This is a genomic window from Pseudomonas sp. FP1742, assembly GCF_030687145.1.
Classification (GTDB): domain Bacteria; phylum Pseudomonadota; class Gammaproteobacteria; order Pseudomonadales; family Pseudomonadaceae; genus Aquipseudomonas; species Aquipseudomonas frederiksbergensis_D.
This window is the reverse complement of record NZ_CP117460.1, coordinates 6,208,235-6,232,854: the sequence shown is the minus strand read 5'-3', so window position 1 is coordinate 6,232,854 and position 24,620 is coordinate 6,208,235. Positions and strand designations below refer to the sequence as shown.

The window sequence follows — 24,620 nt, the reverse complement described above, 5'->3', positions numbered from 1 at the left end:
TGATTCAGACCGCGACCTTGTGGTCCGGCAGACCGGGGCTGCTGACGCGATAGATGCCGATCTCACCTAACAGATTAGGCCATAGCTTACTGGCCCACCCGTGTCGATGCTGTTGATCCACGGCAAGTCGATCAATGACCCTGGCTTCACGTTCGCGACACAGCGCTTCAAAGTCTTCGAAGGTGCAGAAGTGAATGTTTGGCGTGTTGTACCAGGTGTATGGCAGAAACTCCGAAACCGGCATCCGGCCCTTGCTCGCCAGGTACCAGCGGCAGCGCCAGTGACCGAAGTTGGGGAAGGTGATGATGCATTGGCGCCCGACCCGCAGCATTTCGTCGAGGATCTTGTCCGGGTAATGCACGGCTTGCAGGGCCTGGGTCATGACCACGATGTCGAAGCTGTTGCTGGCAAAGTTGCCCAGACCCTTGTCCAGGTCCTGCTCGATGACGTTGATGCCTTTGGCCACGCACTCGGCAATGTTGTCCGGGTCGTTTTCCAGGCCGTAGCCGGTGACCTGCTTGTGGTCGCGCAGCCAGGTCAGCAACTCGCCGTCACCGCAGCCGAGGTCGAGCACGCGGCTGCCGGCGGGGATCCATTCCTGGATGATTTCCAGATCGGCTCTCATGTCTTCCTCAAAGCGCTATACGGTTCATGTAATTGCTGAAGGCCTGCAAGTAACGCGGGATCGGAATCAGGAAGGCGTCGTGGCCTTGCGGAGCATCGATCTCCAGGTAGCAGACGTCTTTCCTGGCCGCCATCAGTGCGTCCACCAGCTCCCGCGAGCGGGCAGGGGAGAAGCGCCAGTCGGTGGTGAAGGACATCACGCAGAACTTGGCCTTCGCGCCTTCGAAGGTTTTCGCCAGGTTATCGTCGAAGTTCGCCGCCGGGTCGAAGTAATCCAGCGCCTTGGTCATCAGCAGGTAGGTGTTGGCGTCGAAACGCCCGGAAAACTCTTCACCCTGATAGCGCAGGTAGCTTTCGACCTGGAACTCGACGCTGTGGAAGTCGTAGTTGAGCTTTTCGCTCTTGAGGCCGCGACCGAATTTCTCGCCCATGGAGTCATCGGACAGGTACGTGATGTGCCCGACCATCCGCGCCAGCATCAGCCCGCGCTTGGGGATCACCCCGTATTCCTGGAACGAACCGCCGTGGAACTCCGGGTCGGTGAGGATCGCCTGACGTGCGACTTCGTTGAACGCGATGTTCTGCGCCGACAGTTTCGGCGCCGAGGCGATGGCCAGGCAGTGCCGCACGCGGTCCGGGTAGGTGATGGTCCACTGCAGGGCCTGCATGCCGCCCAGGCTGCCGCCGATCACCGCCGCCCATTGGTCGATGCCGAGCAGGTCGGCCAGGCGCGCCTGGCTGTGTACCCAGTCTTCCACGGTCAGTACCGGGAAGTCGGCACCGAACGGCTTGCCGGTTTCCGGATTGATGCTGCTGGGGCCGGTGGAACCGTTGCAACCGCCAAGGTTGTTCAGGCTGACCACGAAGAACTTGTTGGTGTCGATCGGTTTGCCGGGGCCGATGCAGCTGTCCCACCAACCGGGTTTGCGGTCGTCGGGGCTGTGGAAGCCGGCGGCGTGATGGTGGCCGGACAAGGCGTGGCAGATCAGCACGGCATTGTTCGCCGTGGCGTTCAGCGTGCCGTAGGTTTCATAGATCAGGTCATAAGCTGGCAGCGAACGGCCACAGGCCAGGGCCAGGGGTTCACTGAAGTGCGCCAGTTGCGGCGTCACCAGACCAACAGAATCGGGGGGGAAGGCAGCTGGCATCGACCCTGCTCTCGTTGAAATGAGGCGTAAGTCTAAAGACCGCTGTGGCTAGCGGCAAGCAAAGGCCGGGCCTGATTTCATTCAGTGCGACCAAGGTGCGCCATTCGCGAGCAAGCCCGCTCCCACAGGGGAACGCATTCCAATGTGGGAGCGGGCTTGCTCGCGAATGCAGCGCCTCGGTAGATCAGTTCTGTCGCACCAACCCAGGCAACTCCGGCAGCTTCTTCGGCGAACAGATCCGCACCCGTTTCTGCCGGTTCAGCTCTCCGCTGATCAAGCTGACCTGGCTCTTGGAAACCCCGAACGCCTTGGCCAGAAACGCCATCAGGTACGCGTTGGCCTTGCCTTCGACAGGCGGTGCGGTCAGGCGGATCTTCAGGCGATCACCGTGCAGCCCGCAGAAATCATCGCTGCGGGCTGCCGGTTGCAGGTGACACTCCAGAATCAGGTCATCACCGTCCCAGCGAAAGTAGCTCACCGGGTCAGATCAGCAGACGCAGGATTTGCGGCATCATGGTCAAGGCCGCGAGGTTGTTGATCACCAGCATGTCGATCAGTTTGATCACCATGAATGCCAGGATCGGCGAGATATCCAGGCCGCCGAGGTTTGGCAGAATCTTGCGAAACGGCGCCAGGGCCGGCTCACAGATCTGGTTCACCAGTTCGGCACCAGGGTTATGGCTGCCCGGTGCGACCCAGGACAGGATCACGCTGATGATCAGGGCATAGAAGAAGATATTCAGGAACAGCGCAGTCACGCCGATCATGGACCAGATCAGCAATTGAAGCGGGTTGCCGGTGGTGCCGAAGGTCAGCAGCAGGGTCAGGGCCATCAACGCCAGTTGCACGAGGATCGCCAGCACCAGCGAGGACATGTCCAGGCCGAACAGGCTCGGGATGATCCGGCGCAGTGGCTTGAGCAGTGGCTGGGTGGCTTTCACGGCGAACTGGCACAGCGGGTTGTAGAAGTTCGCGCGCACCAGTTGCAGCACGAAACGCAGCAGCACGATCAGCAGATACAGGCTGCCGAGGGTTTGCAGCACGTAGACCGCTGCAGTGTTCAATCCAATCATGAATGGCTCCTTATTGACCCAATTGTTCGGCCATCTCGGCCGAGCGGTGCGCGGCGGCGCCGAGTGCTTTTTCCACCAGGGCTTCGAAGCCGCCGGCCTGGAACGCTTTGATCGCCGCTTCCGTGGTGCCCGCAGGCGACGTCACGCGGCGACGCAGTTCAGCGGCGTCGACATCACTGGCGACTGCCATGTGCGCGGCGCCCAGCGCGGTTTGCAGGGTCAGTTGTGCTGCGGTTTCGCGTGGCAGGCCGAGCTTCACGCCAGCGGCGGTCATGGCTTCGATCAGCAGGAAGAAGTAGGCCGGGCCGCTGCCGGAAACGGCGGTGACCGCGTCCAGTTGCTGTTCTTCGTCCAGCCACAACGCGATGCCAACCGCCGACAGCAACTCTTGCGCCTGCTGGCGTTGCTCGGCGCTCACTTGGGCCGTGGCGTACAAACCGCTCACGCCCTGGCGCACCAGCGCCGGGGTGTTGGGCATGCAGCGCACGATGGGCTGGGCGCCCAGCCAGTTGTTCATGCTGGCGCAGGTGATGCCGGCCGCAATCGACACCACCAGCTGATTTGGCTTGAGGCTGGGGCGGATGGCTTCGCAAACGGCTTTCATCGCCTGGGGCTTGACCGCCAGCACGACCACGTCCACGCCGTCGATGGCTTGGGCGTTGTCGGCAAACACTTCGATGCCGTGTTCGGCATGCACGCGGGCACGGGTTTCTTCACCCGGATCGCTGGCGCGGATCTGCGCGGCGTCCAGACCTTTGGCGCGCAGGCCGCCGATCAGGCTGGCGGCCATGTTGCCGGCTCCGATAAAGGCAATACGAGTCTTGCTCATGTCAGGTCCTTATAGAGAGGTGAGTCAGCCATGTTCATGGTCGACTGTAATCGCGGGCGCCAAACAGGGCCGTACCGATACGGACCCAGGTGGCGCCCTGGGCGATGGCCGACTCGAGGTCGTGGCTCATGCCCATGGAAAGTGTGTCGAGTGGCAGGTTCAGGCTGGCTTGCAGGCTCTGCACGGCAGCAAAAGCAGCGTCCTGGGCGGCGCGATCTTCAGTCGGCTCGGGAATCGCCATCAGCCCGCGCAGTTTCAAACGCGGCAGCGCGCTGATGGCATTGGCCAGGGCGGGCAGGTCGGCCGGGGTGCAGCCGGATTTGCTGGCTTCACCACTGACATTGACCTGGATGCAGATGTTCAAGGGCGGCAAATCGGCAGGGCGTTGTTCGGACAGGCGTTGTGCGATTTTCAAGCGATCCACGGAATGCACCCAGTCGAAGTGCTCGGCGATAGCACGAGTCTTGTTCGATTGAATGGGGCCGATGAAGTGCCAGATCAAGGGCAGGTCGGCCAATTCGAGCTGTTTGCCCAAGGCTTCCTGCAAGTAGTTTTCGCCGAAGTCGCGGATCCCGGCGGCATAGGCTTCACGCAGGGCCTCGGCGGGCTTGGTCTTGCTCACGGCCAGCAGCTGGATGTTGTGTTCGTCACGCTTTGCGGCGAGGGCGGCAGCGTGGATGCGTGAACTAACCTGAGCGATGTTGTCTGCTATCGTGGACATTCAAGAGGCGCCAGCGGGTCTGAGGTTCGCGGCATTCTACTGGAATTGAGGAGCGCTATGGATATCACTGAGCTGCTGGCTTTCAGCGCCAAACAAGGCGCGTCCGACCTGCACCTGTCCGCCGGCCTGCCACCGATGATCCGTGTCGACGGTGATGTGCGGCGTATCAACCTGCCGGCCCTGGACCACAAGGAGGTGCATGAGCTGATCTACGCCATCATGAACGACCTCCAGCGGGTGGACTTCGAGAAGCATCTTGAAACCGATTTTTCCTTCGAGGTGCCCGGGGTGGCGCGCTTTCGGGTCAATGCCTTCAACCAGAATCGTGGTGCGGGCGCGGTATTCCGGACCATTCCGTCCAAGGTTCTGAGCATGGACGACCTCGGCATGGGGGAAGTGTTTCGCAAGATTACCGAATCCCCTCGAGGCCTGGTGCTGGTGACCGGCCCGACCGGCTCCGGCAAGTCCACCACCCTGGCGGCGATGATCGATTACCTGAACAGCCATCGCCATCACCACATCCTCACCATCGAAGACCCCATCGAGTTCGTCCACGAATCGCGCAAATGCCTGATCAACCAGCGGGAAGTCCATCGCGATACCCGCAGCTTCGCCACAGCCCTGCGCTCGGCCCTGCGTGAAGACCCGGATGTGATCCTGGTGGGGGAAATGCGTGATCTGGAGACTATTCGGCTGGCGTTGACCGCCGCGGAGACCGGCCACCTGGTGTTTGGCACGCTGCACACCACCTCGGCGGCGAAAACCATCGACCGGGTGGTGGATGTGTTTCCGGGCGACGAAAAATCAATGGTGCGCTCGATGCTCTCCGAATCGTTGCTGGCGGTAGTGTCCCAGGCACTGATCAAGAAAATCGGCGGCGGGCGGGTTGCCGCTCACGAAATCATGCTCGGCACCTCGGCGATCCGTAACCTGATCCGTGAGGACAAGGTGGCGCAGATGTACTCGTCGATTCAGACCGGCGGGTCGCTGGGCATGCAGACGCTGGATATGTGCCTGAAGGATCTGGTGACCAAGGGCCTGATCAGCCGCGAGCATGCGCGGGAGAAGGCGCGGTCGCCGGATAATTTCTGAGGAAGATTTGTAGCGTTTTCCAGGACGCCTTCGCGAGCAAGCCCGCTCCCACAGGGGGGCGCATTCCAAATGTGGGAGCGGGCTTGCTCGCGAAGGGGGCGTCATGTTTCAAGCGGATTTCGGGTCAGCCCCGGAAACTGAAATCAGCGTTGAACAACCCGCAGCGCGTTCGGTTCTTTCGGCAGAACCCGCTTGGCAACCACATAGTGGTTTTCCCAATACGGTTTCTTCAGGGTGTCGATGCTCACCGACTTGCCACGGCGTGGTGCGTGGATGAAGCGGTCGTTGCCCAGGTAGATGGCAACGTGATTGACCCGACGGCTCTTGATATTGAAGAAAATCAGGTCGCCTGGCTTCAGATCGTTACGGTCGACTTTCTCGCCGTGACCGCTGGCCATGGCGTTGGAGGTACGCGGCAGGTCGAACGTGGCGTCATTGAACGCGTATTTCACCAGGCCGCTGCAATCGAAGCCTTTACTGGGGCTGCTGCCGCCCCAACGATAAGGCGTACCGAGGACGTTCACCGCGCGGCTCAGCACGTTGCTGCTTTCCCTGGTCGCCATCGGCGGGACCGACTTGCCGTTGGCACTGCTCAGCTGGGGAGAGCGAAGGGCCTGATTGTTTTTGCTCGAAGGAGCAGAAGCATGGGATTTGGGGGTGTAACCATTAACGTTGGGAAGACGTTGCTCACGATTGGTGGCGTGGGCGGCCAGGGGCAATAATAGGCAAATGGTTAGCCATGTCTTGAAAAATGGACGCATTAGGCAAGGCTCATATGGGTTGGCGCGCAACTTTATAACAGCTTTTTTGGCCCTTCCGAGGCCGTTGGTCGATTCAACCTTGGGGTCAACGGAACCAAATAAGCGGAAAAAGGACGCAATTGTCGGACACAAGTCAGGCGGTACAGGGCTTTGACGGAAGTGAAGGTAGCATTTGCCGTATGTCGGCTGCCTGTAAAAAAGTCACAAAGAATTCAAGAATATTTCTCTATCGCGTGAATCGAGGTCATCCATGAACACCTATCGACAACCCGTTTCACCGCAAGACACGCACAGTAAAGTAATCGGTTACCTGCTGTGGATTTTCGGTTTTACCGGAGCTCACCGCTTCTATTACGGCAGGCCGGTGACCGGAACGATCTGGTTTTTTACCTTCGGCTTGCTGGGTATTGGCTGGTTGATCGACGTGTTTCTGATTCCGGCCATGGATCGTGAGGCGGACCTGCGGTTTACCGCCGGACCTATCGAATACAACGTTGCGTGGATTCTGCTGACGTTTCTGGGGGTGTTCGGCGTACACCGGATGTATCAGGGAAAGTGGATCAGCGGGTTGCTGTACCTGGTGACGGGCGGGTTGTTCTTTCTGGGGGTGTTGTATGACTTCTGGACGTTGAATGACCAGGTTTCGATTCGCAACGCGCAGAACAGAGGCGCCTTCCAGTAAGCTTTCGCGAGCAAGCCCGCTCCCACATGTGATTTCGGTCGTACACAAATTCTGTGTTCGCTGAAGGTCAAATGTGGGAGCGGGCTTGCTCGCGAAGGCAGGCAACGCGGTTCTACGCCTGGTGGCTGATCCGCCCATCCACCAGGGTGTAACGCACCACGCCCGGCAGGCTGTGGCCAATGAATGGGCAGTTTTCGCCCTTGGACAGCCAGGTTTCACCGGCCACGGTCGAGGCCGCCGGGTCGAACAGCACGATGTCCGCCGCACCACCCACCGCCAATTTACCCGCCGGCAGGCGCAACGCCTCGGCAGGACCGGCACTGAGGCGTGCAAGCAGGGTCGGCAGGTCGAGCAAGCCGTCTTCCACCAAGGTCATCGCCAGCGGCAGCAGCAACTCAACACTACTGATGCCCGGTTCGGTCGCTCCGAACGGTGCCAGTTTGGCATCGCGCTCATGGGGTTGGTGGTGGCTGGAAATGGCCGAGACCACCCCGGATTTCACCGCTGCCCGCAGGCCGTCGCGGTCGGCGCGGGTGCGCAGCGGCGGCTGGACGTGATAGAGGCTGCTGAAGTCGATCAGCGCTTCATCGGTGAGGATCAGTTGATACAACGCCACATCCGCCGTGACCTTCAGCCCGCGGGCCTGGGCCTGAGCGATCAGCGCTACGCCGCGCGCGCTGGTGAGCTGGCTGAAGTGCGCACGCACGCCGCTTTGTTCGACCAGCAGCAGGTCCCGGGCCAGGGCCACGGTTTCAGCGGTTTCCGGAATGCCCGGCAGGCCGAGGAAACTCGCGGTCGGGCCTTCATGGGCCAGGCCACCTTCGGCCAAGTCGTGATCCTGCGAGTTGAAAATCACCGTCAGGTCGAACGTCGCCGCGTATTCCAGCGCCCGGCACAGGGTGCGGGTGTTGCGGAAGCTCTCCAGACCGTTGCCGAAGGCCACGCAGCCGGCATCGCGTAGCGCAACGAGTTCTGCAAGCTGTTCGCCATCCAGGCCTTTGCTCAGGGCGCCGATCGGGAACACTTTGGTGTTGCCGGCCTCGCGGGCGCGGTCGAGGATCAATTCAGCCACGGCCGAGGTGTCCAGCACCGGTTTGGTTTTCGGCGGGCAGCACAGGCTGGTCACGCCGCCGGCGGCGGCGGCGCGGGTTTCGCTGGCGATCGAGCCTTTGCGGCTGTAGCCCGGCTCGCGCAGGGCGACGTTCAGGTCAACCAGGCCCGGGGCGGCCACCAGGCCCTTGGCGTCGATGGTGTCGACGGCGACAAAACCGGCCGGAGCGGCGCCCAGGGCGACGATCTTGCAGGCTTCAACATGGATGTCAGTCACTTGATCCAGGCCGCTGGCCGGATCGATAACGCGTGCGCCGAGAATGCTGAGCTTCACTGGGCGTTCTCCTGCTCGAATTGGCGCTGGGCTGTTTGCCCGCTCATGGCCATGGACAGCACGGCCATACGAATCGCGATCCCGTAGGTCACCTGGTTGAGGATCACCGAGTGCGGACCGTCGGCCACCGCCGACTCAATCTCTACCCCACGGTTGATCGGCCCCGGGTGCATCACGATGGCATCGGGTTTGGCACCGGCCAGGCGCGCGGTGGTCAGGCCGAACAGGCGGTAGAACTCGCCTTCGCTCGGCAGCAGGCCGCCGGTCATGCGTTCACGCTGCAGGCGCAGCATGATCACCACGTCGACGTCTTTCAGGCCTTCGGTCATGTCGGTGTAGACCTTCACGCCGTATTGCTCGATGCCGATCGGCAGCAGGGTTTTCGGCGCGATCACACGGATGTCCGGGCAGCCGAGGGTTTTCAGGGCCAGCATGTTCGAGCGCGCCACCCGCGAGTGCAGGATGTCGCCGACGATGGCCACTGAAAGGTTTTCGAAGCCGCCCTTGTGCCGACGAATGGTGAGCATGTCGAGCATGCCCTGGGTCGGGTGGGCATGACGGCCGTCGCCGCCGTTGATGATCGCCACTTGCGGGCAGACATGCTCGGCGATGAAGTGCGCCGCGCCGGAATCACCGTGACGCACGACGAACATGTCGGCGGCCATGGCTTCGAGGTTGCGCAGGGTGTCGAGCAGGGTTTCGCCCTTGCTTGCCGACGACGTTGACACGTTCAGGGTGATCACGTCCGCAGACAGCCGCTGGGCCGCGAGTTCAAAGGTGGTGCGGGTGCGGGTGGAGTTCTCGAAGAACACATTGCACACGGTCTTGCCGCGCAACAACGGGACTTTCTTCACCGCCCGGGCGCCGACTTCGAGGAACGAGTCGGCGGTGTCGAGGATTTCCGTCAGCAACTCGCGGCGCAAACCGTCGAGCGAGAGGAAGTGGCGCAGCTGGCCCTGATCATTGAGCTGCAGCGGGCGCTTGGTTTCTAGAGGCGTCATCGCGAGGGGGACTCTCAATAGGGCGAATTAAAGGGCGAGGTCTTGCAGTTCGAGCTTGAGCTCCGGACCGGACAGCTTCACCCGTTCGTGGGCCGCCAGCGACAGGGTCGCGCCAACCACGTTCGGGCGGATCGGCAGCTCGCCGGCGTCCAGGTCCAGCAGGCACACCAGCGTTACGCTGGCCGGGCGGCCGTAGTCGAACAGTTCGTTCATCGCGGCACGGATCGTCCGACCGCTCATCAGTACGTCGTCGATCAGCACCAGATGCTGGCCTTCGATCTCGAAGGGCAGCGCCGACGGGCGTACTTGCGGGTGCAGGCCGCTCTGGCTGAAGTCGTCGCGGTAGAAGGACACATCGAGGGTGCCCAGCGGTGCGTCGCTGCCCAACTCCTTGAGCAACGCCTGAGCGACCCAGATGCCACCGGTCCGAATCCCGATGTAACGCGGTTCGCTGATGCCACGGTTTTCCAGATAAGCCTTGAGACGGATCGCCATCTGGCTGATCAGTTCGGCGGGATTAGGCAGGCTCATGGTTTGCTCCTTCTTGGTCCCGAGCCCGCTTTGTGGGTATGGCGCGTGGGTAGGGCTCGGGTTGTAGCTAAGGGAGCCGCCGTAGCGACTCTTCGGAATCAGGTGCTTGAGGATTCGAACAGTGCGGTGTTTTCGTCGAGCCAGCCTTGCAGCAGCAGGGCGGCGGCGATGGCATCGACCGGGTTGTCACGGTAACTGCCCTTCTGGCCGCCACGGACCAGGCGCTCGCCCTTGGCCTCGAAGGTGGTGAGGCGCTCGTCGTGAGTATAGAAGGGCACGTTGTAGCGGCCGTTCAGGCGTCGGGCGAATTTTTCCGCCCGCAGGCACATGTCGCTGGGTGTGCCGTCCATGTTCAGGGGCAGGCCGACCACCACGGCGTCGGGTTTCCACTCTTTGATCAGGGCTTCGACCTGATTCCAGTCGGGAATGCCGTTTTGCGCCTTCAAGGTGCACAGCTCGCGGGCTTGGCCGGTAATCACCTGGCCGACCGCAACGCCGATCTGTTTGGTGCCGTAGTCGAAACCCAGAATCAGCCGCAGGGCCATCAGGCGTGCCCCGCCTGGCTGGTGAGCAGGCTGAGGTTGATGCCCAGGTGCTTGGCCGCCGCTTCGAGGCGCAATTCACTGCTGGTGTTGAACAGGATGTCGGCGTCGAATGGGCACGTCAGCCAGGCGTTGTCGGCCAGTTCGGCTTCCAGTTGCCCGGCTTCCCAACCGGCGTAGCCGAGGGTAATCACGCTTTTCGCGGGGCCAACGCCGTCGGCGATGGCGAACAGCACGTCCTGGGAGGTCGACAGCGACAACTCACCTTCCAGATCAACGGTGGCCTGATAGGTTTTTCCCGATGGGTGCAGGACAAAGCCGCGATCGGTTTGCACCGGGCCGCCGATGAAGATCGGCACATGCTGGCAGAGCACCGACGGTTCGATATCGGGGCGCAATTGCTCGAGGATATCGGCCAGGTTCAGGTCCTGCGGACGGTTGACCACCAGCCCCATGGCTCCATTGGCCGTGTGCTCGACGATGTAGGTCAAGGTATGCGCAAAGTTCGGGTCGGCCATGTGAGGCATGGCGATCAGGAAGTGATGCTTGAGGTAGCTGGGGCTGACGTTCTTCATGAGCGCTAGTGTGGCGTTGGAGGGACAAACTGACAAGCCGATGATGCACAGGAAATGCCCCGAATTCCCCTGACAACACGGATCAAGTGTGGGAGCGGGCGTGCTCGCGAAGAGGGCGACACATTCAACATTGATGTCGACTGACCCGACGCCTTCGCGAGCAAGCCCGCTCCCACAGGGTTGCGTTGGTCAATTACTGAACAGCTGATCCCCACGGGCGAATTTCCAGGTGCGGATGATTTCCAGGCGGTCGATGTCCGACAGATCCCCGGTAAACGGTGCGAACGGCGCGGCCAGCCGGACGATGCGCTGCGCGGCCTGGTCCAGCAGTGGTTGGCCGGAGGATTCCAGCACCAGCACTTCATACAGCGAGCCGTCGTGGTTGATCGAGACCATCAGGCGCAAATTGCCGTAAATCTGTTTGCGCCGGGCCTCGTCGGGGTAGTTGAGGTTGCCGATGCGCTCGACCTTCTTGCGCCATTCGTCCTTGTACCAGGCACCCTTGTCACGCATGGTCGAGGCGGCGCTCAAGCGGTGGATGCGCGGGCGCTTGGCGTACAACTGTTGTTCGTTGGCCAGTTCCGCTTCCAGGCTGGCGATGTCGCTGGACAACTGTGAGCTGTCGAAGGTCGGTGCCTCGACCTTGGGCTTGATCTGGGGCTTGACGTCTTCCTGCTTGGTCGCGGCTTTTTTCGGCTTCGGCGCGACGGTCGTCACGGCGGCCTTGGGCGCGGCTTCCTGCACTTGAGGCTTGGCGGTGGGGGGCGGGGTGACCTTCTGTACCTTGTTGTCCTGGAAGGGCGCGACCTCAGTGGTCTTGGGAATCGCCTTTTTCTCCAGGGTGCCGCTGCCTTGCTGATTCTCCTGGGCGAGGAAATCGGCCTTTTTCGGCTTGGTTTCACTTTTGAAGGTGGCGAGGGTGATCTCCAGGGTTTTGCTGATTTGCTTGGGTTCGACCATGGTGAACCCGACGCCCAACAGCAAGGCCAGGTGAATCAGCGCCGCGAGAAACAGGGTAAAGCCGAGGCGATCGGCCGGGCGCACGCCACGATGGGCGAGTTCAGCGGGCAGATCGGACGGGAGTGTCATGACAAGAAAACCAACATCGCGTTTTTTACAAGCCGGCGATGATAACGCAATGTTGGTTGTCTCTTGGCTGTTCTCGATCAACGAGCCTTGAGCTTCTGATCGATGGCATCCATCAACTGGCCACCAATGTCGGTGCCGAACGCGTTATCGATCTCGCGAATGCAGGTCGGGCTGGTGACGTTGATTTCGGTCAGGTGCTCGCCGATCACGTCGAGACCGACGAACAGCAGGCCTTTTTCACGCAGGGTCGGGCCGACCTGCGCGGCGATCCAGCGATCTTTCTCGGTCAGCGGTCGGGCTTCGCCACGGCCGCCGGCGGCGAGGTTGCCACGGGTTTCGCCTGCTGCCGGAATGCGTGCCAGGCAGTAATCCACAGGCTCACCGTCGATCATCAGGATGCGCTTGTCGCCATCAACGATCGCCGGCAGGTAACCCTGGATCATGATCTGCTGCTTGCCATGCAGGGTCAGGGTTTCGAGGATCACCGACAGGTTCGGGTGGCCAGAGGTGTGGCGGAAAATCGACGAACCGCCCATGCCGTCCAGCGGCTTGAGGATCACGTCACCGTGATGGTCGGCGAATTCACGCAACACGTCCGGGCGACGGCTGACGATGGTCGGTGGCGTGCACTGCGGGAACAGCGTGGCGAACAGCTTCTCGTTGCAGTCACGCAGGCTTTGCGGCTTGTTGACCACCAGCACGCCGGCGCGCTCGGCTTGCTCCAGCAGGTAAGTGGAGTAGACGAACTCCATGTCGAACGGCGGATCCTTGCGCATCAGGATCACGTCCAGATCGCTCAGCAGCGTGTCGCTTTCGGTGCCCAGTTCGAACCACTTGTGCGGGTCGGCGAAGACTTTCAGCGGACGCATCCGCGCGCGGGCCTCGCCCTCGGCCTGATACAAATCGCGCTGTTCCATATAGAACAGTTCCCAGCCACGCTTTTGCGCGGCCAGCAGCATGGCCAGCGAGCTATCCTTTTTATAGGAGATGCCGGCGATAGGATCCATGACAATCCCGACGCGAACGCTCATGGGGTTTTCCTCGAAATTGGGGTGGAAAGTGTTGTGAAAAAGTGGCGTCAGAGTGGCGCTGAGTGTGTTCCCGGTCAAGGAAAAACCACCGCCAGGGTCGCCCGATAGATTGGATGGGGAGACTGTGCTAAAAAGGCTGCCATGCCGTCTTGGCCCTTGAGTATCAAGGGTTTCGGGCCACCGATGAGCGGCAAACGGACAAATTGATTCACAAAGGCGACGGTAGAGCCACTATGGAACAGCATTCCAGCGCCTTGAAGGTCATGGTGATCGATGATTCGAAAACGATTCGTCGCACCGCCGAAACGTTGTTGAAAAACGTGGGCTGTGAAGTCATCACCGCAATCGATGGTTTCGATGCCCTGGCCAAGATTGCCGATAATCACCCCGGCATCATCTTTGTCGACATCATGATGCCGCGTCTGGATGGCTATCAGACCTGCGCGTTGATCAAGAACAACAGTGCGTTCAAGTCCACGCCAGTGATTATGCTGTCGTCCAAGGACGGGTTGTTCGACAAGGCCAAGGGGCGGATCGTCGGTTCCGACCAGTTTTTGACCAAACCTTTCAGCAAGGAAGAACTGCTGAACGCGATTCAGGCCCATGTACCGGGCTTTGCCGCCGTTTCGCCGCAGTAGGACACGCACAGTGATGCTCGGCCATGGGGCCTGGTGTCGACAAGAATGGGGAAGACCATGGCACGTATTCTGATCGTCGATGATTCGCCGACTGAGATGTACAAATTGACCGGCATGCTCGAAAAACACGGGCATGAGGTGTTGAAAGCCGAAAACGGCGCCGACGGCGTGGCCCTGGCCCGCCAGGAAAAACCCGATGCGGTGCTGATGGACATCGTCATGCCCGGCCTCAATGGCTTCCAGGCGACCCGTCAGCTGACCAAAGACCCGGAAACCGGGCATATCCCGGTGATCATCATCACCACCAAGGATCAGGAAACCGACAAGGTCTGGGGCACGCGCCAGGGCGCCAAGGACTACCTGACCAAACCGGTCGACGAAGACACCCTGATCAAGACCCTGAACAACGTGCTGGCCGGTTGATCGCCCGGCCATGAGCGAGTCGCTGACGGCCTTCGAACTGCTGCTGCAGATTGACCAGCGCTGTCGTCTGCTGGCAGCGGACCTGCCGTCCCAGCCGACTCGACAGGACAGCTGGAGCGGCATCGGTTTTCGCTTGGGCGAGCATTGGTACGTCGCACCCATGGGTGAAGTCAGCGAAGTTCTGCACGAACCGCGTGTTACCCAATTGCCGGGGGTCAAGCCCTGGGTCAAGGGCGTGGCGAACCTGCGGGGGCGGCTGCTGCCGATCATGGACGTGTACGGTTTCTTTTATGGTTATGAGGCCGGCCATGAACTATCGGCCCTGCGCAAGCAGCGGCGGATTCTGGTGGTGGAGCACAAAGATGTGTTTGCCGGGCTGCTGGTCGATGAAGTCTTCGGCTTGCAGCACTTTGCCCAGGACAGCCTGGAACCGGTGCCGACGGACGCGCTGCAGGGGCCGATCGCGCCGTTTGTCAAAGGCCGGTTTCAGCGTGAGCAGAATTGGCAGGTGTTCAGCCCGTTCGCGTTGGCGCAGTCGCAAGGCTTTATGAACGTCGCCGTGTAACTGGCGCGACACAGATCCAATGTGGGAGCGGGCTTGCTCGCGAAGAGGCCGGCACATCCAGCAATGATGTCGACTGTGACACTGCTTTCGCGAGCAAGCCCGCTCCCACAGGTTTCCCGGCAAGTCCATACAGGATGCTGTTAACAGGCGAGGACCGATGATTAAAGCAAAAGCAGGTACGCCGGAAGGGTCGCGCAGCCGGTCGCAGATCATCGTGCTGTTCATCGCGCTGATCATCTTCATCATGCTGCTGTTCGCCAACTTCGCGTACCTCAACACCCAGGCGAATTACGACAAGCAGTACATCGGCCACGCCGGTGAGCTGCGGGTGCTGTCGCAGCGTATCGCCAAGAACGCCACCGAAGCCGCCGCCGGCAAAGCCGCGGCGTTCAAGCTGCTCAGCGATGCGCGCAACGACTTCGCCCTGCGTTGGGGCTATCTGAAGAAAGGCGATCCCTCCACCGGCCTGCCGCCGGCACCGTCCACCGTGCGCCCGGAAATGCGCGCCGTGCAGCTGGATTGGGAGCGCCTGTTGAAAAACACCGACGCCATTCTCTCCAGCGAACAGACCGTGTTGTCCTTGCATCAAGTCGCCGCGACCCTGGCCGAAACCGTGCCGCAGTTGCAGGTCGAGTATGAAAAGGTCGTCGAAACCCTCCTGCAACGTGGCGCCCCGGCCGCTCAGGTGGCGATGGCCCAGCGTCAGTCGCTGCTGGCCGAGCGGATTCTCGGCGCGGTGAACACCGTGCTGTCCGGCGACGAAAACTCGCAGCAGGCCGCTGATGCCTTCGGTCGCGACGCGGCGCGTTTCGGCCAGGTACTCAACGGCATGCTTCAAGGCAATGCGGCCCTGAAAATCAGCCAGGTCGAAGACCGCGATGCCCGTGCCCGGTTGACCGAGATTTCCGAACTGTTCGAATTCGTATCGGGTTCGGTGGACGAAATCCTCGAAACCTCGCCGGAATTGCTCAAGGTCCGCGAATCGGCCTCCAACATTTTTACCCTGTCGCAAACCCTGCTCGATGAAGCCTCGCACCTGGCCAGCCGTTTCGAAAACCTCGCCGGCGGACGCAATACCGATACCATCGGCGGTTATGTGCTGGGCTTGCTGGCGCTGATGTCGATCATCCTCATCGGCCTGGTGATGGTGCGCGAAACCAACCGACAGCTGCGTGAGACCGCCGAGAAGAACGAGCGCAACCAGAACGCGATCATGCGCCTGCTGGACGAGATCGAAGACCTGGCCGACGGCGACCTGACCGTGACCGCCTCGGTCACCGAAGACTTCACCGGGACCATCGCCGACTCGATCAACTATTCCGTCGACCAACTGCGCGATCTGGTGGCGACCATCAACCTCACCGCCGGCCAGGTCGCCGCCGCCGTGCAGGAAACCCAGGCTACCGCCATGCACCTGGCCCAGGCCTCGGAGCATCAGGCGCAGCAGATCTCCGAAGCGTCCACGGCGATCAACGACATGGCCCAGTCCATCGATCAGGTCTCGGCCAACGCCGCCGAATCCTCAGCGGTGGCCGAACGCTCGGTGGAAATCGCCAACAAGGGCAACGAAGTGGTGCACAACACCATCCACGGCATGGACAATATCCGCGAGCAGATCCAGGACACCGCCAAGCGCATCAAGCGCCTCGGTGAGTCTTCTCAGGAAATCGGCGACATTGTCAGCCTGATCGATGACATTGCCGACCAGACCAACATCCTCGCCCTCAATGCGGCGATTCAGGCGTCCATGGCCGGTGACGCCGGGCGCGGTTTTGCGGTGGTGGCCGACGAAGTGCAACGCCTGGCCGAGCGTTCGTCCGCGGCGACCCGGCAGATCGAAACCCTGGTGCGGGCGATTCAGACCGACACCAACGAAGCGGTGATTTCCATGGAGCAGACCACCACCGAAGTGGTGCGTGGCGCGCGTCTGGCGCAGGATGCCGGAGTGGCCCTGGAAGAAATCGAAGGCGTATCGAAGACCCTCGCGGCACTGATCCAGAGCATTTCCAACGCCGCGCAGCAGCAGACCTCTTCGGCCGGCCAGATTTCCCTGACGATGAACGTGATCCAGCAGATCACCACGCAGACCTCGTCCGGCTCCACCGCCACTGCCGAGAGCATTGGCAACCTGGCGAAAATGGCCAGCCAGCTGCGGCGCTCGGTGTCCGGTTTCACCTTGCCGGCCAAGCCTGCGCAGGCTGCGGACAACGCTTGAACCGCCTCAGGGCGTATGCATTTGATTGGAGTAGTTATGGGTGATCGGCACGACTATGTGGCCCTCGAATGGGTCAAAGGCGAGATTGCCGAAACGCTGAAGCAGGCTCATCAGGCGATCGAAACCCTGATCGACGACCCGCAGGCAACGCACGCCCTGAGTGAGTGCCTGGCCTGTGTCCATCAGGTTCACGGCAGTTTGCAGATGGTCGAGTTCTACGGCGCGGCCCTGCTTGCCGAAGAGATCGAGCAGTTGATCACCGCCTTGCAGCAGAACCGCGTCAACCATCGCGACGAGGCCATCCACCTGTTGCTGCAGGCCTTGGGGCAGTTGCCGACCTACCTCGACCGGGTGCAAGGCGCCCGTCGCGATTTGCCGCTGGTGGTGTTGCCGTTGATCAACGACCTGCGCAGCGCCCGTGGCGACAGCCTGTTATCGGAAACCAGCCTGTTCAGCCCGCAACTCCCTGAACTGCCGCCCCTGAGCGAAGAAGCCCTGGCGCTGCTGGAGCCGTCCGACTTGCCGAACGTGCTGCGCAAATTGCGGCAGATGTTGCAGATGGCGCTGGTCGGCTTGCTGCGCGAGCAGGATGCCGACACTCATTTCGCTTATCTGGCCAGAGTTTTTACCCGTCTCGAAGGACTGTGCGGCAATGCGCCCCTGAGCCCGTTGTGGCAAATCGCTTCGGCGCTGGTCGAAGGCCTGCGCAATGGCTCGATCGCCAACAGCCCCGCGTTGCGCAGTCTGTTCAAGGACGCCGACAAAGAACTCAAGCGTGTACTCGAACAAGGCATGCCCGCGATCAATCAACCGGCACCGCCAGAGCTGCTCAAGAGTTTGTTGTTCTATATTGCCAAGGCCGAACACCCCACCGGGCAGATGCTGACCATGAAAGATCGTTACTCACTGGACGACGCATTACCCGACAGCGCGATGGTCGATGCAGAACGGGCACGGCTGGCCGGCCCTGATCGCGACGCCATGCGCTCGGTATTGGCGGCGTTGTGCGAAGAGCTGGTGCGGGTCAAGGAGCGCCTGGACCTGTTCGTGCGCAGCGACCGCCAACACATCTCGGACCTGGATAGCCTGCTGGCGCCCCTACGGCAAATCGCCGACACCCTCGCGGTGCTGGGTTTCGGCCAGCCGCGCAAGGTCATCATCGATCAACTGGCGGTGGTGCTGAGCCTTGCCCAGGGCCAGCGCGAGCCCAACGACGCAACCCTCATGGACGTCGCCGGGGCCTTGCTCTATGTCGAAGCGACCCTGGCCGGCATGGTCGGCACCGTGGAGCCGCAAAGCCAGGAAGACAGCCGTCTGCCGACCACGGACCTGACGCAGATTCATCAGATCGTGATCAAGGAAGCGCGCATCTGCCTGCAACAGGCCAAGGACATGATCGTCGACTACATCGACGCCGACTGGGACCGCCAGCATCTGCAACCCTTGCCGGCGTTGCTGACGCAAGTGCGCGGGGCGCTGGCGATGATTCCGTTGGCCCGCGCGGCGAGCCTGGTCGAGGCGTGTAACGGCTTCATCCGCGAGCATCTGCTGGTGGACCCGGGCCAGCCCGGCTGGCAGCAACTGGACAGCCTGGCCGACGTCATCACCAGCATCGAGTATTACCTGGAGCGCCTCAGCGACGACCCTGAAGCGCCGGGGGAACAACTGCTCGATGTCGCGGAAAAAGGCCTGGCCGCACTCGGCTGCTTCCCCAGCGAACAGCATGTGCCGATGCTTGAGGATGTGCTCAGCCCCAGTGAAGCCCTGGTGATGCAGGACATGCAGGAACTGGACGATCCCCAGACCGTCCAGTCGTTGGCCGATGTGCTGGCCAGCCCGGTGTCGTCCGTCAACCCGCCGGCACTGACGATGCCGGGCAGTCTGTTGCCGCCACCGGCGGGTGAAGAACCGGTGGACGACGAGCTGCGGGACGTCTTCCTCGAAGAGACCGATGAAGTACTGGACATCCTCCGGGAGTACCTGCCGCGCTGGTCGGCCAATCCAGACAGCACCTCGGCGCTGAGTGAATTGCGCCGCGCGTTCCACACCCTCAAAGGCAGTGGCCGGATGGTCCGCGCGCTGGTGCTGGGCGAACTGGCCTGGGCAGTGGAAAACCTGCTCAACCGCGTGCTTGAACACAGCGTTGCACCTGGGCCGGCAGTGCAGCAACTGGTAGGCGATGCACTGAAACTACTGCCGGAACTGGTGGCCGAGTTCGCCGCCAACGCCCAGCGCCAGCGCAACGATGTCGACCAGTTGGCCGCCCGCGCCCATGCGCTTGCCAAGGGGGATAAGCCGCTGTCCGATGAGGACGCTCAGGATGTCGCGGCGCTCGATCCACTGTTGCTGGAGATCTTCCGCAACGAAGCCGAAACCCATCTGAACAGCCTCAATCGCTTTCTCGAGCAAGCCGCCGAGCATGTGCCGCTGCAGGCCAGCGACGAGTTGCAGCGAGCCTTGCACACCCTCAAGGGCAGTGCCTCGATGGCGGGTGTGCTGCCGATTGCCGAATTGGCGGCGTCGCTGGATCAACTGGCCCGGGAATACAAGGCGCACCGGATTGCCCTCGACCTGGACGAAGTCGAATTGCTGCTGGAAGCCGAAGGCTTGTTCCGCCGTGGGCTGCGACAGCTCAAGAGCGACCCGCTGGCCGACATCCCCGGCGCCCGTTCGTTGATCGAGCGCACCCAGGCAATGCTGACCGAGCGTCTGCAAAGCCTGTTGGACGCGCCCAACACAGGGCTGCGGGTCAAGCGCGATCCGCAATTGATCAACAACTTCCTCGCCCAGGGCATGGACATCCTGCTGGACGCCGAAAGCCTGTTGCAGCGCTGGCAGCAGCATCCCGGCGAACGCCAGGAACTCAGCGCGCTGCTGGACGAATTGACCACCCTCGGCGAAGGCGCGCACCTGGCCGATCTGCATCCGGTGGATGAGCTCTGCGAAGCGTTGCTCGACCTGTATGGCGCCGTGGAAGAAAGCAGCCTGGCGGTCAGCGACAGGTTTTTCCACGAGGCGCAAAGTGCCCACGAAGCGCTGATCAACATGCTCGACGAACTGGCCGCCGGCCAGGAAGTCACTGCGCAACCGCAGCGGGTGCGGGCGTTGCGCGGTTTGCTCGATGAGAGTCTCGATCCTTCGTCCATGGGCCTGATCCGCAGTGACGGCAGCCGTACCCTGAGCATTCGAGAGCTGGGCAGCGCCACGGCCGAGCTGGAGCAGACCGCGACTCAGGTGGAGCTGGACGACGAAATCGTTTCGATCTTTCTTGAAGAAGCGGTGGATATTCTCGAGAGCGCCGGCCAGGCCTTGCAGCGCTGGTTGAGCGAACCGGACAACGCCGCGCCGCTCCTGTCCTTGCAGCGCGACTTGCACACCCTCAAAGGTGGCGCGCGGATGGCCGAGGTCGAGCCGGTCGGCGATCTGGCCCATGAACTGGAAAGCCTTTACGAAGGCCTGGTGGACCGCCGTTACAGCTACAGCGAAGCGCTGGCGCAGTTGCTGCAACAGAGCCATGACCGACTGGCCGAGTTCCTCGAACAGTTGCGGCACAATCGTCCGTTGGGCGACCCGGGCGAATTGATCAAGGCTATTCGAGCGTTTCGCCTGGGCAATGCCAGCAGCGCCGAGGTGATCGAACCGGCGGCCAGCAACGATTCAGCGAGCCATGATTCCGAGCTTCTGGACATCTTCCTCGAAGAAGGTTTCGACATCATCGAAAACTCCGGCGCGGCACTGCTGCGCTGGCAGGCCGAGCCTTCGAATCGCCAGGAAGTGGAAACCCTGCTGCGCGACCTGCACACCCTCAAGGGCGGCGCGCGGATGGTGGAAATCGCGCCGATCGGCGACCTGGCCCATGAGCTGGAATTCCTCTACGAAGGCTTGTCGGCTGGTGTGCTGCAACCGACCGCGGCGCTGTTCACGCTATTGCAAAGCAGCCATGACCGACTGGCGCAGATGCTCGACGCCACCCGCGCCGGTGAGCCACTGCCACCGGCCGATCGGCTGATCGAGGCGATCAAGAATTTCAGCCATCCGGCGGTGCCCGAAACACCGACACCGGTGGCGATGCCCGCGGCGCCCAAAGCCGAGCCCGCCACGCTGCAACCGGAAGGCGCCGACACGGTCAAGGTCTCGGCGGAGTTGCTCGACGACCTGGTCAATCTGGCGGGTGAAACCTCGATCTTCCGTGGCCGCATCGAACAACAGGTCAACGATGCACGGGTGGCCCTGAGCGAAATGGAAACCACCATCGAGCGCATGCGCGACCAGTTGCGCCGCCTCGATACCGAAACCCAGGGGCGGATTCTCAGCCGTCAGCAAGTCGACGCCGAGCGCCTTGGCTACGAAGAGTTCGACCCGTTGGAGATGGACCGTCACTCGCAGTTGCAACAGCTGTCGCGGGCGCTGTTCGAGTCCGCCTCCGACCTGCTCGACCTCAAGGAAACCCTCGACCGGCGCAATCAGGACGCGGAAAACCTGCTGCAACAGCAGGGCCGCATCAACACCGAATTGCAGGAAGGCCTGATGCGCACGCGCATGGTGCCGTTCGAGCGGATGCTGCCACGGTTGAAGCGTATCGTGCGTCAGGTTGCCAGCGAGCTGGGCAAGGACGTGGACTTCGTCGTTGGCAACGCCGAAGGCGAGATGGACCGCAACGTCCTCGAACGCATGGCCGCGCCGCTGGAACACATGCTGCGCAACGCCGTCGACCATGGGCTGGAATCGGCCGAGGTGCGGATCGCGGCCGGTAAACCGGCCCAGGGCAAGATCACCCTCGACTTGTCGCGAGAGGGTGGCGACATCATTTTCGACATCTGCGACGACGGCGCCGGCGTGCCGCTGGACGCCGTGCGGCGCAAGGCGATCAAGCGCGGGCTGCTCGCCCCGGACAGCGACATCAGTGATCGCGACGTGCTGCAATTCATCCTGCAACCGGGGTTTTCCACCGCCGAGAAAATCACCCAGATCTCCGGGCGTGGCGTGGGCATGGACGTGGTTCACGAAGAAGTCCGGCAGCTCGGCGGCAGCATGACCATCGACTCTGTGCCTGGGCAGGGCGTGCATTTCCGGATTCGCCTGCCATTCACCGTGTCGGTCAACCGCGCGTTGATGGTGCAATGCGGGGAGGATCAATACGCGATCCCGTTGAACACCATCGACGGCATCGTTCGGGTGTTGCCCAACGAACTGGAAGGGCATTACCGGCTTGATCCACCGACCTACGAGTACGCCGGGCAACGTTATGAGCTGTGCTATCTCGGCGAGCTGCTGAAAACCAGCACGCGCCCGAAACTGCTGGGCCAGAGCCTGCCGTTGCCGGTGTTGCTGGTGCAGTGCAACGAACGGCACGTCGCGGTGCGGGTGGACGCCATGGCCGGCACCCGGGAAATCGTGGTCAAAAGCCTCGGCCCGCAGTTCGCCGCGGTGCAGGGGTTGTCCGGCGCGACGATCCTGGGCGATGGCCGGGTGGTGCTGATTCTCGACTTGCTGGCGCCGATCCGCGGGATGCAAACGCGGGTGCCGCAACGGCCGGTGACACAGGACGTCGAGCCCGAATCGCAACGGCCGTTGCTGGTGCTGGTGGTCGATGATTCGGTCACCGTGCGCAAGGTCACCAGCCGCCTGCTGGAACGCCACGGCATGAACGTGCTGACCGCCAAGGACGGTGTCGACGCCATGCTGCTGCTGGAAGAACACATGCCCGACCTGATGCTGCTGGACATCGAAATGCCGCGCATGGACGGCTTTGAAGTGGCCACCCAAGTGCGCGCCGACGAGCGCTTGCGGCATCTGCCGATCATCATGATCACCTCCCGCACCGGCCAGAAACACCGCGACCGCGCCATGGCCATCGGCGTCAACGACTACCTCGGCAAGCCGTATCAGGAATCGGTGCTGCTCGACAGCATCGCCCGGTGGAGCAAAACCCATGCATGAACACCGTTCCAGCAACCTCACGGGGTTGCTGCTGCCCCTGGCCGACCGCAACCTGATCCTGCCCAACGTTGCCGTCGCCGAACTCATCGACTATCAGCCGGGGGCTTTCGATCTCGATACACCGCCGTGGTACCTGGGGCGGGTGACCTGGCGCGAACGGCAGATTCCACTGCTCAGTTTCGAGTCGGCGTGTGGCAACAAAGTGGTGATCGGGGAACGGGCGCGGATCGTCATCCTCAATGCCCTCGGTGGGCGGCCTGAGCTTAAGTTCATTGCGTTATTGGTGCAGGGGATTCCACGGTCTTACAAGCTCGACAGTCAGTTGAGTTATGTCGACGTGCCGTTGTGTTCGCTGGAGAAGGCGGCGGTGCAGGTGGGGGAGCAAGTGGCGAAGGTGCCTGACTTGCTCGCGCTGGAGGAACTGCTTGTAAGTGCGGGTCTGGTCTGACCGGATCCCTGTGGCGAGGGGGCAAGCCCCCTCGCCACAAAGGTTTCTGCATTAGGTTGAAGATTCCCAAAAAGGGACCTATCGTTCCTTTTTTGGGACTTATCGGTCGTTGCCGTGAAAAACCTGTCATTGAGCGAAGCCTTGTTCACCACCACCCAGCAAAAAGTGCTCGGCCTGCTGTTTGGTAAACCCGACCGAAGTTTTTACGCCAACGAGATCGCCCGCTGGGCTCAAGTGGGTAAAGGCAGCCTCATGCGCGAGCTGGATCGGTTGCAGCGGGCAGGCGTGCTGATCATGACCCGTCAGGGCAACCAGACCCACTATCAAGCCAATCCCGACTGCCCGATCTATGCCGAACTGCTGGGCATTGCCCGCAAAACCTTTGGTATTACCGAGCCTCTGCGTCAGGCGCTTCAACCCTTTGCCGAACAGATCACCTGGGCATTTGTGTACGGCTCTATCGCCAAGGATCAGGCAAACGTATCCAGTGACATTGATCTCATGCTGATCGGCGAGGGCCTGCACTACAGTGAAGTGATGGAGCGGCTTATACCAATGGAGGAGCAGTTGGGCCGCGTCCTCAACCCGACGCTCTACACCCCCGACGACTGGGCCGCAAAACTGGCGGCTGAAAATAGTTTTGTCGTGCGGGTAGCGCAGCAGGACAAGATCAATCTGATGGGGGGAAACCCTGTAGGAGCTGCCGAAGGCTGCGATCTTTTGATCTTCCGGTGCGAGCAATGACGTAAAGATCAAAAGATCGCAGCCTTCGGCAGCTCCTACAGTGAGATTGGTGTCACTCTCAAAACCTGTGGGAGCGGGCTTGCCCGCGAAGAACGATAACGCGGTCCGTCTGACAGACCGCTAAAGCCTGTATTACGACTTAAGTGACTGGCATTAGGCCTCTCACCTATCCTTCTGGTCCTCACTCTTCAGTCTGGTCAATACGATGGCAAACGGTATCACTCCGTTGGTGCTTGAAAAGAACGCATACCAGGAATTCCATGCAATGCATCGTGCAGGAAACTTCAGCGGCCAGCGGCTTGGGCAAGCGTTCTACAACCACTTCAAACTGCACCGTCTTTCTGACCAGCAGCAATTGAAAGGTTTGTATGAAGCTGACGGGAAGTCGGCTCTCAAGATCATCGAACGAGTATTCACGCTCAGTTAGTACCTTTTTATGCCTGCGAGAGATTGGTTGGCTGTCGGGGCGCATCGAGACAACCATTACCCTGACCGTAACGATCCAACACTCTGCTTGATTGATGCCCTACACCCAACACTCCTAAGGTGACTCCCACGACAGCG

Annotated in this window: 24 protein-coding genes; 10 read left to right on the top strand and 14 right to left on the bottom strand. The window is 61.5% G+C overall.

The window, feature by feature from the left end; genetic code table 11:
* Positions 1-4: 4 nt before the first annotated feature.
* The 6 genes from metW to PSH64_RS28300 all read right to left on the bottom strand — a co-directional run bounded on the left by metW (position 5) and on the right by PSH64_RS28300 (position 4,395).
* On the bottom strand, positions 5-625 hold the full coding sequence (gene metW / locus PSH64_RS28325) for a methionine biosynthesis protein MetW (RefSeq protein ID WP_105340807.1): 621 nt from the start codon (positions 623-625) through the stop codon (positions 5-7).
* 7 nt (positions 626-632) lie between these two features.
* Positions 633-1,772 (bottom strand): homoserine O-acetyltransferase, encoded by a 1,140-nt coding sequence (locus PSH64_RS28320; RefSeq protein ID WP_105340808.1) that lies wholly within the window; start codon positions 1,770-1,772, stop codon positions 633-635.
* Between the two features lie 184 nt (positions 1,773-1,956).
* Positions 1,957-2,250 (bottom strand): DUF167 domain-containing protein, encoded by a 294-nt coding sequence (locus tag PSH64_RS28315; protein WP_105340809.1) that lies wholly within the window; start codon positions 2,248-2,250, stop codon positions 1,957-1,959.
* Between the two features lie 4 nt (positions 2,251-2,254).
* A complete protein-coding gene (locus PSH64_RS28310; RefSeq protein ID WP_105340810.1) occupies positions 2,255-2,845 on the bottom strand; it encodes a YggT family protein in 591 nt (196 codons plus the stop codon).
* Positions 2,846-2,855: 10 nt separating this feature from the next.
* Positions 2,856-3,674 (bottom strand): pyrroline-5-carboxylate reductase, encoded by an 819-nt coding sequence (gene proC / locus PSH64_RS28305; RefSeq protein WP_305479301.1) that lies wholly within the window; start codon positions 3,672-3,674, stop codon positions 2,856-2,858.
* Between the two features lie 34 nt (positions 3,675-3,708).
* Positions 3,709-4,395 (bottom strand): YggS family pyridoxal phosphate-dependent enzyme, encoded by a 687-nt coding sequence (locus PSH64_RS28300; RefSeq protein WP_105340812.1) that lies wholly within the window; start codon positions 4,393-4,395, stop codon positions 3,709-3,711.
* A 57-nt stretch (positions 4,396-4,452) separates the two neighbouring features.
* Between PSH64_RS28300 and PSH64_RS28295 the strand changes: the two genes are divergently transcribed.
* On the top strand, positions 4,453-5,487 hold the full coding sequence (locus PSH64_RS28295) for a type IV pilus twitching motility protein PilT (RefSeq protein WP_105340813.1): 1,035 nt from the start codon (positions 4,453-4,455) through the stop codon (positions 5,485-5,487).
* A 143-nt stretch (positions 5,488-5,630) separates the two neighbouring features.
* Here PSH64_RS28295 and PSH64_RS28290 read toward each other — a convergent pair whose 3' ends face one another.
* Positions 5,631-6,248 (bottom strand): C40 family peptidase, encoded by a 618-nt coding sequence (locus PSH64_RS28290; protein WP_105340814.1) that lies wholly within the window; start codon positions 6,246-6,248, stop codon positions 5,631-5,633.
* 250 nt (positions 6,249-6,498) lie between these two features.
* Here PSH64_RS28290 and PSH64_RS28285 point away from each other — a divergent pair, with 250 nt between their 5' ends.
* On the top strand, positions 6,499-6,930 hold the full coding sequence (locus tag PSH64_RS28285; RefSeq protein ID WP_105340815.1) for a TM2 domain-containing protein: 432 nt from the start codon (positions 6,499-6,501) through the stop codon (positions 6,928-6,930).
* Between the two features lie 112 nt (positions 6,931-7,042).
* On the opposite strand, the gene PSH64_RS28280 is transcribed toward PSH64_RS28285, so the two are convergent.
* The 7 genes from PSH64_RS28280 to gshB all read right to left on the bottom strand — a co-directional run bounded on the left by PSH64_RS28280 (position 7,043) and on the right by gshB (position 13,083).
* A complete protein-coding gene (locus PSH64_RS28280) occupies positions 7,043-8,314 on the bottom strand; it encodes a dihydroorotase (RefSeq protein ID WP_105340816.1) in 1,272 nt (423 codons plus the stop codon).
* Positions 8,311-9,315 carry an aspartate carbamoyltransferase catalytic subunit gene (locus PSH64_RS28275; RefSeq protein WP_007939362.1) on the bottom strand — a complete coding sequence of 335 codons (1,005 nt, stop codon included), beginning with the start codon at positions 9,313-9,315 and terminating at the stop codon, positions 8,311-8,313. The genes PSH64_RS28280 and PSH64_RS28275 overlap by 4 nt, the downstream gene beginning before the upstream one ends.
* Before the next feature lie 27 nt (positions 9,316-9,342).
* On the bottom strand, positions 9,343-9,846 hold the full coding sequence (gene pyrR / locus PSH64_RS28270; protein ID WP_086944407.1) for a bifunctional pyr operon transcriptional regulator/uracil phosphoribosyltransferase PyrR: 504 nt from the start codon (positions 9,844-9,846) through the stop codon (positions 9,343-9,345).
* Between the two features lie 98 nt (positions 9,847-9,944).
* On the bottom strand, positions 9,945-10,391 hold the full coding sequence (gene ruvX / locus PSH64_RS28265) for a Holliday junction resolvase RuvX (RefSeq protein ID WP_105340817.1): 447 nt from the start codon (positions 10,389-10,391) through the stop codon (positions 9,945-9,947).
* Positions 10,391-10,963, bottom strand: coding sequence for a YqgE/AlgH family protein (locus PSH64_RS28260; RefSeq protein WP_105340818.1), 573 nt, complete (start codon positions 10,961-10,963; stop codon positions 10,391-10,393). The genes ruvX and PSH64_RS28260 overlap by 1 nt, the downstream gene beginning before the upstream one ends.
* A 189-nt stretch (positions 10,964-11,152) precedes the next feature.
* Positions 11,153-12,052, bottom strand: a complete 900-nt coding sequence (locus PSH64_RS28255; RefSeq protein ID WP_105340819.1) for an energy transducer TonB — start codon at positions 12,050-12,052, stop codon at positions 11,153-11,155.
* Positions 12,053-12,129: 77 nt separating this feature from the next.
* Positions 12,130-13,083 carry a glutathione synthase gene (gene gshB, locus PSH64_RS28250; protein WP_305479300.1) on the bottom strand — a complete coding sequence of 318 codons (954 nt, stop codon included), beginning with the start codon at positions 13,081-13,083 and terminating at the stop codon, positions 12,130-12,132.
* 233 nt (positions 13,084-13,316) lie between these two features.
* On the opposite strand from gshB, the gene pilG reads away from it, so the two are divergent.
* From pilG to PSH64_RS28210, 8 genes are all read left to right on the top strand, one after another.
* Positions 13,317-13,721, top strand: coding sequence for a twitching motility response regulator PilG (pilG, locus tag PSH64_RS28245; RefSeq protein ID WP_038980984.1), 405 nt, complete (start codon positions 13,317-13,319; stop codon positions 13,719-13,721).
* A 57-nt stretch (positions 13,722-13,778) separates the two neighbouring features.
* Entirely contained in the window at positions 13,779-14,144 is a 366-nt protein-coding gene (gene pilH, locus PSH64_RS28240; protein WP_007897961.1) for a twitching motility response regulator PilH, read from the top strand.
* A gap of 10 nt (positions 14,145-14,154) precedes the next feature.
* Entirely contained in the window at positions 14,155-14,709 is a 555-nt protein-coding gene (locus tag PSH64_RS28235; protein WP_305479299.1) for a chemotaxis protein CheW, read from the top strand.
* Positions 14,710-14,866: 157 nt separating this feature from the next.
* The gene (locus PSH64_RS28230; RefSeq protein ID WP_105340822.1) at positions 14,867-16,924 is read left to right on the top strand and encodes a methyl-accepting chemotaxis protein; all 2,058 of its coding nucleotides are present in this window, start codon (positions 14,867-14,869) and stop codon (positions 16,922-16,924) included.
* Positions 16,925-16,960: 36 nt separating this feature from the next.
* On the top strand, positions 16,961-22,864 hold the full coding sequence (locus PSH64_RS28225) for an Hpt domain-containing protein (RefSeq protein ID WP_305479298.1): 5,904 nt from the start codon (positions 16,961-16,963) through the stop codon (positions 22,862-22,864).
* Positions 22,857-23,312 (top strand): chemotaxis protein CheW, encoded by a 456-nt coding sequence (locus tag PSH64_RS28220; RefSeq protein ID WP_019650236.1) that lies wholly within the window; start codon positions 22,857-22,859, stop codon positions 23,310-23,312. The genes PSH64_RS28225 and PSH64_RS28220 overlap by 8 nt, the downstream gene beginning before the upstream one ends.
* 114 nt (positions 23,313-23,426) lie before the next feature.
* Positions 23,427-24,056 (top strand): nucleotidyltransferase domain-containing protein, encoded by a 630-nt coding sequence (locus PSH64_RS28215; RefSeq protein WP_305479297.1) that lies wholly within the window; start codon positions 23,427-23,429, stop codon positions 24,054-24,056.
* 205 nt (positions 24,057-24,261) lie between these two features.
* Positions 24,262-24,483 carry a hypothetical protein gene (locus PSH64_RS28210; protein WP_064620940.1) on the top strand — a complete coding sequence of 74 codons (222 nt, stop codon included), beginning with the start codon at positions 24,262-24,264 and terminating at the stop codon, positions 24,481-24,483.
* The last annotated feature ends 137 nt before the right edge of the window (positions 24,484-24,620 follow it).